Origin of the sequence: Vibrio kagoshimensis (assembly GCF_050337535.1) — a bacterium.
GTDB classification, from domain to species: Bacteria; Pseudomonadota; Gammaproteobacteria; order Enterobacterales; family Vibrionaceae; genus Vibrio; species Vibrio gallaecicus.
This window is the reverse complement of sequence record NZ_JAKJSZ010000002.1, coordinates 295,123-307,308: the sequence shown is the minus strand read 5'-3', so window position 1 is coordinate 307,308 and position 12,186 is coordinate 295,123. Positions and strand designations below refer to the sequence as shown.

Here is a 12,186-nt window from a genome sequence, read left to right as displayed (position 1 = left end):
TTAACTAGAGTTTTATTCGTTCAGGCTTTATCAATCAAGGAAATGTTGAAATGGAAAATAAGCAAATTGCGATTACAGAGTTTGGTGGAGTTAATACATTAGCGATACAAACAAATTCAGTACCCACGCCAAAATCAGGAGAGATTGTCGTCAAAGTTGCATTTTCTGGGATCAACCCTATTGATGTTAAAACTAGAGCCGGTCTTGGTTGGGCGGCTGCTCAAAATAAAGATAACCTGCCTTGGGTGCCTGGGTATGATATTTCAGGACAAGTTTTCAGTTGTGGAGACGGTGTTAATCGCTTTTCGAACGGCGATAATGTTGCGGGTTTTATTGGCTTTCCATTAGTTGGCGGTGGGTACAGTCAATATGTATGTGTCCCAGAAAAAGATTTGTGTGCAGTGCCTGATGCTGTGACATTAGAAGCGGCGGCGGCTCTTCCTCTTGCAGGACAAACGGCTGCACAAGCCATTAATAAAGCACAAGTTAAAGAAGGCGATAGAGTTCTTATTTTAGCGGGCGCTGGTGGTGTTGGTCACTTAGCTGTACAAATCGCGGTTGCGGCAAAAGCTGAAGTGTTTACTACTTGTAGCGAAAGTAACTTGGATTACATGGCGACTCTTGGCGCTCATGCGATTAATTACCACTTTGCACCAGCATCTGAACGAGTGTCTGAAGTAGATGTGTTAATTGACTTGGTTGGTGGTGATACCGCTCTTGATGCATTGAAATGTTTAAACGACGAAGCTCGTGTAGTGACGGTGCCAACACTCAGCGCCGAGCTTATTTGTGAGAAAGCCAAATTGTTAGGTTTTCAAGCGACAGGAATGCTGGTTGAGCCAGCTCCAGAACAGCTTGAAACCATGCTTTATATGGTCAGTGTTGGAATTTTAAAAACAGAAATTCAAACCACTTTCCCTATGAAAGAGGTTCAAGCTGCGCACTTACAAGTAGAAACTGGTCATACGCGAGGCAAGGTACTACTTAAAATGCAAGAAGGTTGATATGCAGTGCTAGAGTTTTTTAATACATTATTTGAAACCGTTGCGCTTTGGTTTTCTGATTCAGCTTTGTGGGTTTTATTTTTTAGCGGTTTTTTGAGTGCCACTTTGTTACCAGGTGGTTCTGAAGCTGGGCTTATCGCGACTTTAAGTCTCAATCAATTTTCAACAGCCTTAATTATTGTTATTGCTACCTTGGGTAACACCTTAGGTGGTTTAACCAATTATTGGCTGGGTTTATGGTTACCTAATCGAACTCAATCTGAGAAACATGGTCATAAGGCTATGTCCTGGTTAAGTAAATATGGCTATTGGACGTTATTATTTAGTTGGTTGCCGATTATTGGCGACCCTTTATGCTTAGCTGCTGGCTGGTTAAGAATGAAATTTTTACCAAGTTTGGTGTTGATCACTATTGGTAAAGGTTTACGTTACAGCTTATTAGCGGCAATTTATTTTGGTTTTTTCTAAGGAGAACCTATGAAAAAGGTTTTACTTGGTACATTTTCTCTTATTGCCGTTGCTGGCTGCTCTCACAATGTACCTGTGTCTATCCCTTTCTTTTCGTCTTTACCTGAAGGCGTAACCTTGGTTGAAGAAGTGGAAGCTTCATCAAATAAGGTTGTTATTCCCTATAATAAGTACCAGCTTGCAAATGGTCTTACCGTTATTTTATCTCCAGATGATTCTGATCCTTTAGTGCATGTAGATGTGACTTACCACGTAGGCTCTGCCCGTGAAGATATTGGTAAGTCTGGCTTTGCCCATTTCTTTGAGCATATGATGTTTCAAGGTTCTGAAAATGTTGGCGATCAGCAGCACTTTAAGATTATCACCGAAGCGGGCGGTACTCTGAATGGAACAACGAATCGAGATCGTACTAATTATTTTGAAACGGTCCCAGCTAATCAGTTAGAGAAAATGCTGTGGTTGGAATCAGATCGCATGGGCTTTTTGATTGACGCAGTTTCTCAACGTAAATTTGAAGTTCAGAGAGATACGGTTAAAAACGAACGAGCTCAGAGTTATGAGAACCGACCGTATGGATTAATGTGGGAGCGAATGAGTGAAGCGCTTTACCCTGAAGGACATCCTTATTCATGGCAACCTATAGGCTATGTAGAAGATCTCGACCGAGTTGATGTCAATGACCTTAAAGCATTTTTCTTACGTTGGTATGGCCCCAATAATGCGGTTTTAACCATTGGTGGTGATCTTGATGTAGATGACACTTTAGAATGGGTGAATAAATACTTCGGTACCATTCCAAGAGGTCCAGAAGTTGAGCAAGCAGAGAAACAACCTGCTCAATTGACCCAAGATAAATTTATTACGCTAGAAGATAATATTCGTCAGCCGATGGTTCTGGTCGGTTGGCCGACGACATACCGTGGTGAAGACAACCAAGCATCATTAAATGCTCTGTCTAATGTACTAGGTGGAGGAACGAATAGTTACCTTTACCAAAACTTAGTGAAAACACAAAAAGCAGTGAGCGCCGGTTCATTCCAAGATTGTGCTGAACTTGCCTGTACCATGTATGTTTATGCGATGGGAGATTCTGGAGATAAGGGTGACTTAACAAACCTTTATAAAGAGTTGATGCAAACATTGGGTAAATTTGAAAAAGAAGGAGTAACTCAAGAGAGGCTCGATCAAATCACAGGGATGGCAGAAGCCGATGCTGTTTTTGCATTACAAAGTGTGAAAGGAAAAGTGTCACAGTTAGCTTCAAATGAAACTTTTTATGGGCAGCCTGATCGTATTGAAACTCAGTTAGAACAGATTCGCTCAGTTACACCTGAAAGTGTCGTGACGGCTTACGATTCGTTCATTAAAGATCAATCAAAGGTAACGCTGAGCGTGGTTCCTAGAGGGAAGCTATCGTTAGCAGTACAAGATGCCACATTTGTTACACCTGACCGCACACTTCCTGAGTATACGAAAACATCAGAAGAGCAGCTTGATGTCAGAAAAGCGATCGATAATTTTGACAGGACGGTCATGCCTGAAGTGACCTTTGGTGTAAAAGCAAATATGCCAGAGTTATATCGTGTTCATTATGATAATGGTGCAGAGCTAATTGGTTCCGAGACGAGTGAAACCCCAACGGTACAGTTACAAATTCAACTGCCGGCTGGCGAGCGCTATGTTAAAAAGGGGCAAGAAGGATTAGCCAGCTTAACATCATCAATGTTGGAAGAAGGGTCAACTACTCGAACGGTTGAAGAGCTTCAAGCCGCATTAGATATGCTAGGCAGTAATGTTAGTATTAGTGCTAGCAGCTACACTACATCCATTTCAATATCGAGCTTAGAAAAACATCTCCCAGCCACTCTTGAGATCGCAGAAGAAATTTTATTTACACCTAAATTCTCACCTGAAGATTTCGCTAGAGTTAAGAACCAAATGTTAGAAGGGATTGTTTATCAGCACCAGCAACCAAGTTGGATGGCTTCTCAGGCGACTAGAGAAGTGGTATTTGGTGATAGTATTTTCGGTCGAGCAAGTGACGGTACAAAACAATCAATAGAAAAGTTAACGCTTGCAGATGTGAAACGATTCTACAAAGAGCATTACACGCCTGAAAGCGCGCATATTATTGTCGTCGGTGACATTTCAAAGAGAGCAATTAAAAAACAATTAGCATTCTTTGAAAATTGGAAGGGGGAAGCAGCTCCTATTGTTCGCCCTGAAGCCGTTCACACTCTCGATAAGCAAAGCTTGTATTTAGTGGATAAGCCTGGAGCACCACAAAGTATCGTGCGTTTAGTACGTCGAGGGCTACCTTTTGATGCTACCGGTGAACTTTATCAAAGCCAATTAGCGAACTTTAATTTAGCGGGTAACTTCAATAGTCGCATTAATCAGAATTTGCGTGAAGATAAAGGCTATACCTATGGTGCAAGAGGGTACTTTGCAAGCACCCGTGAAGATGGTGCTGTGGTTTTTACTGCTCAAGTGAGAGCGAATGCAACAGTACCAGCCATTGAGGAATTTATTTCTGAGTTAGATGAGTTTAGTAAAAATGGTTTAACAGATGATGAAATGGTCTTCATGCGTTTAGCTGTTGGGCAAAAAGATGCGCTTAAGTATGAAACACCAAGTCAAAAAGCTGGGCTGCTAAGTAATATCGCAACTTTAGGTTTAGATGACGACTACTTAAAGCAGAGAAATGAAATTGTAGAATACATAGATAAAGAGACGCTTGATGCCCTTGCTCTTAAGTGGTTTAACCCACAGGACTATCAAATAATTGTTGTTGGTGACGCTAATTCACTTCGCCCACAACTAGAAAAACTAGATATTCCAATAGAAGAGCTTGAAATCATCCGTTAGAGTACACATTAAAGGGGGAAGAAAGGCGAAAAGTAGCCTTTTTCCATAACCTAATTTATGATGAGTTCTAATCAGAACGATATAAGATAAGTGAACGACATTTTGACTGATTTTGCTGCGCGACTAAAGCAAGTTGCATCTAACCCTAAGACCTTCTCTGAATTTGGTCGAGGTGTTGAAAGGGAAACATTACGCTACAAGGAAGATGGTCGTCTAGCCTTAGGTCTGCACCCAAAATCTTTAGGATCGGCATTGACGAATGAATGGGTAACGACAGACTTTTCTGAGTCATTACTAGAGTTCATTACTCCGGTTTCGAATGAAGTCCCAACACTTCTAAACCAATTAGCAGATATTCACCACTTTACTCAGACGAAGCTTGAAGGTGAAAAGCTATGGCCGCTTTCGATGCCTTGTTATGTTGGCAGTGAAGATGATATTCAGTTGGCGCAATACGGCTCATCTAATAACGGTAAAATGAAAACATTATACCGAGAAGGTTTGAAGCGACGTTACGGCAGCTTAATGCAGATTATCTCAGGCGTGCATTTCAATTTCTCTTTCCCAGAAAGCTTTTGGGATACGTTGTTGGGTGAACAAACTGAAGACGAACGAAAAGACGCCAAGTCAAAAGCGTATTTTGGGCTTATCCGTAATTACTATCGTTTCGGTTGGTTAATCCCTTACTTCTTTGGTGCATCTCCGGCGCTGTGCTCATCTTTTATCAAAGGGCGCGAAACAAATCTACCGTTTGAGAAAATTGGCGAAACGCTTTATTTACCTAAAGCAACGGCTTTACGTTTAAGTGACCTTGGCTATACCAATAGTGCGCAAAGTGTATTGAAAATTGGCTTCAACAGTCTTGACCAATATTTAGATGGCTTAAATCAAGCGATTCGTACACCTTCAGAAGAGTTTGCTGAAATTGGCGTAAAAGTTGATGGTCAATACCGTCAACTAAACAGCAATGTGCTACAGATCGAAAATGAACTTTATGCCCCTATCCGCCCTAAGAGAGTCGCTAAAAATGGTGAGAAACCATCAGAAGCTCTGGCTCGTGGTGGTGTTGAGTATATTGAAGTACGCTCACTCGATGTTAACCCGTTTAGCTCTATTGGTATTACAGAGCAACAAGTGCGCTTCCTAGATTTGTTCCTAACGTGGAGCGTGTTGTCTGACTCAGCTGAAATGGATAACTGCGAATTAGAATGCTGGCGCGACAACTGGAATAAAGTGATCCTAGAGGGGCGTCAGCCAGGTTTAGAGTTACAAATCGGTTGTGAAGGTGAAAGACTATCACTTCAAGATTGGGCTAAACGAGTATTCAAAGATCTACGAGCGATCGCTGAAGTGATGGACGCTGAACAAGGTGGTCATGCATATCAAGAGACATGCGATACGTTAGAGCAATGGATTGATAATCCTGAACTTACTATTTCAGGTCAACTTCTTGCTGAAACGAAGAAGTTAGGCGGTTTAGGTAAAGTTGGCTGTAGCTATGGAAAAGCTTATGCTCAGCAACACAAAGACCATCAATATAAAGTTTATTCGGCAAGTTTGATGGAGGCTGAAGTTGAACGTTCACTGGCAGCACAAAATCAAGCTGAGTCTGCCGATACTCAAGACTTTGATAGCTTTTTGAGTGATTATTTCTCGTACCTAAAAGCTTAAATTTAGCGAGATTAGACGTTTGAATAAAATGCGGTCATCAAATGTATTTTTCCGATACCGACAGCTTCTTGCTGTTGGTTTTTGTGCTGTTCTTTTAAGTGGGTGTGCAACCCCCCCACCAAAACAGCAAAGCAACATATGCAGCATTTTCCGAGAGCACTCGTCTTGGTACGATGATGCCTTAGATATGGAAGAAGAGTGGGGCACTCCCATAAATGTAGCGATGGCATTTGTTAAGCAAGAAAGCAGCTTTAGGCATGATGCTCGACCGCCCAAAGATTACTTACTTGGCTTTATTCCATGGGGACATGTCAGCAGTGCATATGGCTATGCTCAGGCTCAAGATCCTGCGTGGGAAGATTTTCAAAAAGCGACAGGGCATGGTGGTTCAAGAACAAATTTTGATGATGCACTCATGTTTATTGGTTGGTATACCCATGAGACTCGTCGTCAGCTAGGGGTATCCCTTTGGGACCCATATAATCAATATCTGGCTTATCACGAAGGGCGTGGTGGCTATAAGCGTAAATCATATAATAGCAAGCCATCTTTAATTAAGGTCGCTCGCAAAGTCGAACAACAAGCAAAAGATTACGGGTGGCAGTTAAAGCAATGTCGCCAAGAATTGGAAGATAATCGAAGTTGGTTTTTTTAGCCAACTGTCATGGAGAAGAACAATGCCTTTATTAGATAGTTTTACTGTTGATCACACGCGAATGAATGCACCAGCGGTTCGTGTTGCTAAAACAATGCAAACCCCTAAAGGGGATACCATCACAGTATTTGATTTACGTTTTACTGCTCCGAATAAAGATATCTTATCTGAAAAAGGTATCCATACTTTAGAGCACTTATATGCTGGTTTTATGCGAGCGCACTTAAACGGTGCAAATGTAGAAATTATTGATATATCACCTATGGGGTGTCGTACTGGTTTCTATATGAGTTTGATTGGAACTCCAACCGAGCAACTGGTAGCTGACTCTTGGTTAGCGGCAATGGAAGATGTTCTGAAAGTTGAAAGCCAGAATAAAATTCCTGAGCTGAATGAATATCAGTGTGGAACAGCATCTATGCACTCTTTGGAAGAAGCAAAAGAGATCGCTAAAGCAATTATTTCTGCAGGTATTGCAGTGAATAAAAATGATGAACTGGCTTTGCCTGAATCAATGCTGCAAGAGTTAAAAATCGACTAGTTTTGATGTGTTCACCTGCTGCCCTTTATGTTGATTTACAAAGTAGGGTGAAGAGATTAAAAAAAGAGCCTCATTTAATGAATGAGGCTCTTTTTATATGTGTTCGACAATCGACTTATTTTTGAATAGATGATGCTTTGTTTATTGAAATCTATTGAACGAGTTGAGGGAAGACTTTAACCAACTTTATGCGGTTTTCTTCTAACTCAACAATTTCCATTGGGTGGCTCGCCACTTGTACACTAAGGTGACTTTCAGGAATGTCTTCTAAATGCTCAAGAATTAAACCATTAAGAGTTCGTGGTCCATCTGTTGGTAAAGCCCATTGCAGCCCCTTGTTAATGTCTCGAATATTGGCACTGCCTTCTATTAAAAAGCTGCCGTCACTTTGAGGCGTGATCTCTTCAGATAAACTTGGAGCAATTGATGTCGTAAATTCACCAACAATTTCTTCTAGAATATCTTCTAGTGTGACTAGACCATTTATATCGCCGTACTCATCAACGATAAGGCCAATACGCTGTTTATTTCTTTGGAATTTCAGCAGTTGGACATTGAGAGGGGTTGATTCGGGAATAAAGTAGATCTCGTCAGCTGCACGCAACAAGGTTTCTTTATTGAATTCATTTTTCTCAAGCATTAAACGATAAGCTTCGCGTAACCTCAGCATGCCTACTACTTCATCAATCTGATCTCGGTACAAAACGACACGACCATGAGGAGAATGAGTGAGCTGGCGAACGATAGATTTCCAGTCATCATTAATATCGATTCCTGTGATTTCGTTACGTGGAACCATGATGTCATTTACGGTCACATGCTCTAAATCGAGAATGGATACCAGCATATCTTGGTGGCGTTGAGGTATCAGCGTTCCTGCTTCATTTACTACAGTTCTTAGCTCATCTGAACTTAGATGGTCAGGTGCATTATGATCAACTTTTACTCCTAGTATTTTAATGAATCCATTTGTTATGAAGTTCACAAGAATAACGAGAGGGGAAAGAAGCTTCATTAAAATAGTCAGCAATATGCTGCTGGCATAGGAAACTCGTTCGGGAAATAAAGAGGCAATAGTTTTTGGTGTGACTTCTGCAAAAACAAGAATGACGAGGGTAAGAGCACCAGTGGCAATGGCGACACCAATGTCACCGTAGATCCGCATACCTAGAATAGTAGCAATGGCAGAAGCTAGAATATTAACGAGGTTGTTACCAATAAGAATTAAGCCTATCAACCTGTCAGGGCGACTTAGCAGTTTCTCGACTCGCTTGGCACCCTTATGTCCCGTATTCGCAAGATGCTTTAAACGGTAGCGGTTCAAAGACATCATGCCAGTTTCGGAACCAGAAAAATAACCAGAGATTATGATGAGACACGCGAGTAGCGCAAATAAGATACCCGTTGATATGTCGTTCAAACTATTTTTTTCCTATTTTATTTCTGATTAATTTATGACCGGTGTGGCCTTGGTGTTAATTGAATATAGCGTATTCAATATTTTTAAGGCAAGGGCACTGATGCCCCTACCTTATTGATAAAGCCATTAAGTGAGTATGACTTCTTGCACGAATCGGCTACCAAAGTATGCCAATGTTAGAATGCTAGCACCTGCAACTGCAAACCAAGTAACTTTCTGACCTCTCCAACCTTTTTGGTAGTGACCCCAGAGCAGAGTGGTATAGATGATCCAAGCAATAAAGGATAAAACAGCTTTATGCGCTTTACCTTGTGCAAACATATCTTCAACAAAAACGAAGCCCGTTAGCAAAGTACCAGTCAGCAATAAATTACCGATCAGAATAATTTTAAACAGCTGCCTTTCAACCATCATCAAAGGAGGCAAGTTAGGGTTGATGGCAAGTGCTTTCTTCTTTTTGAGCTTATGATCTAGCCACGCGAGTTGTAGAGCGTATAAAGCTCCAATTGTAAGAGTGGCGTAAGAGAATAAAGCTAAGGATATGTGCATGAGCAGCTTAGGGTCTTGCTCTAAATGCTTTATGAAAGTACTAGGTAAGAAAGAAGCTGCAACTAAGTTGATTGCCGCGAAGCTATAAACAACGGGTAGCAAAAACCATAGGCGGTTTTTGAGCATTGCAGCACTCATCACAAAAGAAATGATGAAACTAATGAGAGAAGCGACATTTAGAATACTAAGGTTTTGACCACTAGCATTGAAAATTAGATCGCTGAGCAGCCAAGCATGAAAAACCAAAGCAAGTAGCGCACTGATGAATACGGTTTTCGTGCGAATGCCGGTCTGATGAGCAAGACCGGGAACAATTGTGGATATAGCCATTACGTAGAGAAAGGCTGCTGCTATTGCAATGAGACTGTCCATGGTTTCCATAAAAAATGATTGTCGTAATCAGAGAATTATACCTTGCATCGCGCGCTTGGGCTATGGTCGAACCATATTCAATTTAAATCGAACAATGGTATAGGTCACACCTGCGAATTATTAACGGCTTACAACGGGTGTGACTCTAATCCGCGCTAATGTATACTGACAGTAATAATCGCAGGATTGAGCGAAGAGAAAACTATGTTTGATAATTTAACGGATCGTCTATCCAAAACGCTGAAAAATATCAGCGGTAAAGGTCGTTTGACCGAAGACAATATTAAAGAAACGCTACGTGAAGTTCGTATGGCGCTTCTTGAAGCCGATGTTGCACTACCTGTTGTACGTGATTTCGTAAAGCGTGTAAAAGAGGGTGCTGTAGGAGTCGAGGTTTCTAAATCTCTAACTCCTGGTCAAGAATTCATTAAGATCGTTCAAGCCGAACTTGAAGCGGTAATGGGAGAGTCGAACGAGGCTCTTGATTTAGCTGCTCAACCACCTGCTGTTATTCTTATGGCTGGTTTGCAAGGTGCTGGTAAAACAACCAGTGTCGCTAAGCTTTCTAAGCTATTAACAGAGCGTGATAAAAAGAAAGTTTTGGTTGTTTCTGCCGACGTTTACCGTCCAGCCGCAATTAAACAGCTTGAAACATTAGCATCTGAAGTCGGTGTGGATTTCTTCCCATCGTCTGCTGATCAAAAACCAATTGATATTGCTAATGGCGCGATTGATCACGCGAAGAAAAAATTCTACGACGTACTTCTTGTCGATACCGCTGGTCGTTTAGCGATTGACGAAGACATGATGACGGAAATTAAAGAGCTTCACACTGCTATTACGCCAGTTGAAACTCTGTTCGTTGTTGATGCAATGACAGGTCAAGATGCGGCAAATACAGCAAAAGCTTTTGGCGATACTCTGCCTTTAACGGGTGTCATCTTAACGAAAGTGGATGGTGATGCTCGTGGTGGTGCTGCGCTATCGGTTCGTCACATTACTGGTAAACCAATTAAGTTCTTGGGTGTTGGTGAAAAAACTGACGCATTAGAACCTTTCCATCCTGATCGTGTTGCTTCTCGTATCCTTGGTATGGGTGACGTACTGTCTCTTATTGAAGATTTACAGAAAAACGTTGATACCGAAAAAGCAGAGAAGCTCGCTAAGAAGTTCAAAGAGAAAAAAGGCTTTGACCTTGAAGACTTCCGTGAGCAGCTTGGTCAAATGCACAACATGGGTGGCATGATGGGCATGATGGATAAGCTTCCTGGAATGTCTCAGCTTCCTGATAATGTGAAAGACAAAGTTGACGATAAAATGTTCAAGCAAATGGAAGCTATTATTAATTCCATGACAATGAAAGAGCGTCAGCGTCCTGAGTTAATTAAAGGTTCTCGTAAGAAACGTATCGCTGCGGGTTCAGGAACTCAAGTACAAGATGTAAACCGTATGCTTAAACAGTTCACCCAAATGCAAAAAATGATGAAGAAAATGCAGAAAGGTGGAATGAAGGGCATGATGCGCAACATGCAAGGCATGATGGGCGGCGGTGGTATGGGCGGAATGGGTGGTGGCTTTAACCCGTTTGGTCGATAATCTACAAATGTAACCTTTAGCTACGTTACTTTTCATAGTGTTATCCGTGTCACAGAAAGTATACGGAGCTATGTTGGTGAAAAAATAGCTAAATCCCTTGCATTGCCCCTGAATAAGAGTAAAATTCCGGGGCTTTAATTTGGCACGAGACCCCAAGCTATTTACTTATACTTGGGGTTAATTATTTTATTAAGAAAGCAAAGAGGACGACATGGTAACCATTCGTTTGGCACGTCACGGTGCAAAGAAGCGCCCATTCTATCAAATCGTAGTTGCGGATAGCCGCAACGCTGCAACTGGCCGTTTCATCGAGAAAGTAGGTTTCTTTAACCCTACTGCTCAAGGTCAAGAAGAAGGTCTACGTCTAGACCTAGATCGCGTTAACCATTGGGTTGGTCAAGGCGCATCTCTTTCTGACCGCGTAGCTAAGCTAGTTAAAGACGCTCAAAAAGCGGCTTAATTCTTTTTTAAAGAGAAATAGCTTATGTCGATGAAGGGTAAAGAAACTATGAGCAAGCAAAACGATAGAATTGTTATGGGTAAACTTGGGTCTACCTATGGTATTCGTGGCTGGCTTAAAGTTTTCTCCTACACAGACAATGCTGAAAGCATATTTGATTACAGTCCTTGGTATTTAAACCTAAAGGGCAAGTGGGTTGAGTATAAAGTTGAGAGCTGGAAACGTCATGGTCAAGGCTATGTATGTAAACTAGCGGGATTAGATGTTCGTGAAGACGCGCAACTGATGACTAACTTTGAAATTGCTATCGACCCTGCTTCATTACCTGAATTGTCAGAAGATGAATTCTACTGGCGTGAATTGTTTGGTATGCAAGTTTTTACCACTAAAGGTTACGACCTTGGTGAGGTTACTGACCTATTAGAAACTGGCTCGAACGATGTTCTAGTAATTAAAGCAAATCTAAAAGATGCTTTTGGCCAAAAGGAACGGTTAATTCCGTACCTTGAAGAGCAAGTGATCAAGAAAGTTGATCGCGAAGCTCGCCGGATCGAAGTTGACTGGGATCCTGGATTCTAACTC

Annotated in this window: 11 protein-coding genes; 9 read left to right on the top strand and 2 right to left on the bottom strand. The window is 41.5% G+C overall.

Going from position 1 to position 12,186, the window contains the following annotated elements; genetic code table 11:
- Nucleotides 1-50 precede the first annotated feature (50 nt).
- From L4C37_RS01505 to luxS, 6 genes are all read left to right on the top strand, one after another.
- Complete coding sequence (locus L4C37_RS01505) at nucleotides 51-1,004, top strand: NADP-dependent oxidoreductase (RefSeq protein ID WP_429767693.1); 954 nt, start codon at nucleotides 51-53, stop codon at nucleotides 1,002-1,004.
- Nucleotides 1,005-1,010: 6 nt separating this feature from the next.
- The gene (locus L4C37_RS01500; RefSeq protein WP_137373365.1) at nucleotides 1,011-1,472 is read left to right on the top strand and encodes a YqaA family protein; all 462 of its coding nucleotides are present in this window, start codon (nucleotides 1,011-1,013) and stop codon (nucleotides 1,470-1,472) included.
- Between the two features lie 9 nt (nucleotides 1,473-1,481).
- A complete protein-coding gene (locus tag L4C37_RS01495) occupies nucleotides 1,482-4,340 on the top strand; it encodes a M16 family metallopeptidase (protein WP_429767692.1) in 2,859 nt (952 codons plus the stop codon).
- 102 nt (nucleotides 4,341-4,442) lie between these two features.
- Nucleotides 4,443-6,011, top strand: coding sequence for a glutamate--cysteine ligase (gshA, locus tag L4C37_RS01490; protein WP_429767730.1), 1,569 nt, complete (start codon nucleotides 4,443-4,445; stop codon nucleotides 6,009-6,011).
- 28 nt (nucleotides 6,012-6,039) lie between these two features.
- Complete coding sequence (locus L4C37_RS01485) at nucleotides 6,040-6,666, top strand: transglycosylase SLT domain-containing protein (protein ID WP_273297157.1); 627 nt, start codon at nucleotides 6,040-6,042, stop codon at nucleotides 6,664-6,666.
- 22 nt (nucleotides 6,667-6,688) lie between these two features.
- Nucleotides 6,689-7,207, top strand: a complete 519-nt coding sequence (luxS, locus tag L4C37_RS01480; protein WP_273297156.1) for an S-ribosylhomocysteine lyase — start codon at nucleotides 6,689-6,691, stop codon at nucleotides 7,205-7,207.
- Nucleotides 7,208-7,358: 151 nt separating this feature from the next.
- Here luxS and L4C37_RS01475 read toward each other — a convergent pair whose 3' ends face one another.
- The gene (locus tag L4C37_RS01475) at nucleotides 7,359-8,627 is read right to left on the bottom strand and encodes an HlyC/CorC family transporter (RefSeq protein WP_137373369.1); all 1,269 of its coding nucleotides are present in this window, start codon (nucleotides 8,625-8,627) and stop codon (nucleotides 7,359-7,361) included.
- Between the two features lie 126 nt (nucleotides 8,628-8,753).
- Nucleotides 8,754-9,548, bottom strand: coding sequence for a cytochrome C assembly family protein (locus tag L4C37_RS01470; protein ID WP_137373370.1), 795 nt, complete (start codon nucleotides 9,546-9,548; stop codon nucleotides 8,754-8,756).
- Between the two features lie 204 nt (nucleotides 9,549-9,752).
- On the opposite strand from L4C37_RS01470, the gene ffh reads away from it, so the two are divergent.
- From ffh to rimM, 3 genes are all read left to right on the top strand, one after another.
- Complete coding sequence (gene ffh, locus L4C37_RS01465; protein ID WP_137373371.1) at nucleotides 9,753-11,144, top strand: signal recognition particle protein; 1,392 nt, start codon at nucleotides 9,753-9,755, stop codon at nucleotides 11,142-11,144.
- A gap of 211 nt (nucleotides 11,145-11,355) precedes the next feature.
- Nucleotides 11,356-11,604, top strand: coding sequence for a 30S ribosomal protein S16 (gene rpsP / locus L4C37_RS01460; protein ID WP_004410028.1), 249 nt, complete (start codon nucleotides 11,356-11,358; stop codon nucleotides 11,602-11,604).
- Nucleotides 11,605-11,628: 24 nt separating this feature from the next.
- Nucleotides 11,629-12,183 (top strand): ribosome maturation factor RimM, encoded by a 555-nt coding sequence (gene rimM, locus L4C37_RS01455; RefSeq protein ID WP_137373372.1) that lies wholly within the window; start codon nucleotides 11,629-11,631, stop codon nucleotides 12,181-12,183.
- Nucleotides 12,184-12,186 lie beyond the last annotated feature (3 nt).

Excerpts from the sequence above, each read along its gene's own strand:
- L4C37_RS01505 (WP_429767693.1), top strand. The coding sequence starts at position 51 with ATGGAAAATAAGCAAATTGCGATTACAGAGTTTGGTGGAGTTAATACA.
- L4C37_RS01495 (WP_429767692.1), top strand. The coding sequence starts at position 1,482 with ATGAAAAAGGTTTTACTTGGTACATTTTCTCTTATTGCCGTTGCTGGC.
- L4C37_RS01485 (WP_273297157.1), top strand. The coding sequence starts at position 6,040 with ATGCGGTCATCAAATGTATTTTTCCGATACCGACAGCTTCTTGCTGTT.
- luxS (WP_273297156.1), top strand. The coding sequence starts at position 6,689 with ATGCCTTTATTAGATAGTTTTACTGTTGATCACACGCGAATGAATGCA.
- L4C37_RS01470 (WP_137373370.1), bottom strand. The coding sequence starts at position 9,548 with ATGGACAGTCTCATTGCAATAGCAGCAGCCTTTCTCTACGTAATGGCT.
- ffh (WP_137373371.1), top strand. The coding sequence starts at position 9,753 with ATGTTTGATAATTTAACGGATCGTCTATCCAAAACGCTGAAAAATATC.
- rpsP (WP_004410028.1), top strand. The coding sequence starts at position 11,356 with ATGGTAACCATTCGTTTGGCACGTCACGGTGCAAAGAAGCGCCCATTC.
- rimM (WP_137373372.1), top strand. The coding sequence starts at position 11,629 with ATGTCGATGAAGGGTAAAGAAACTATGAGCAAGCAAAACGATAGAATT.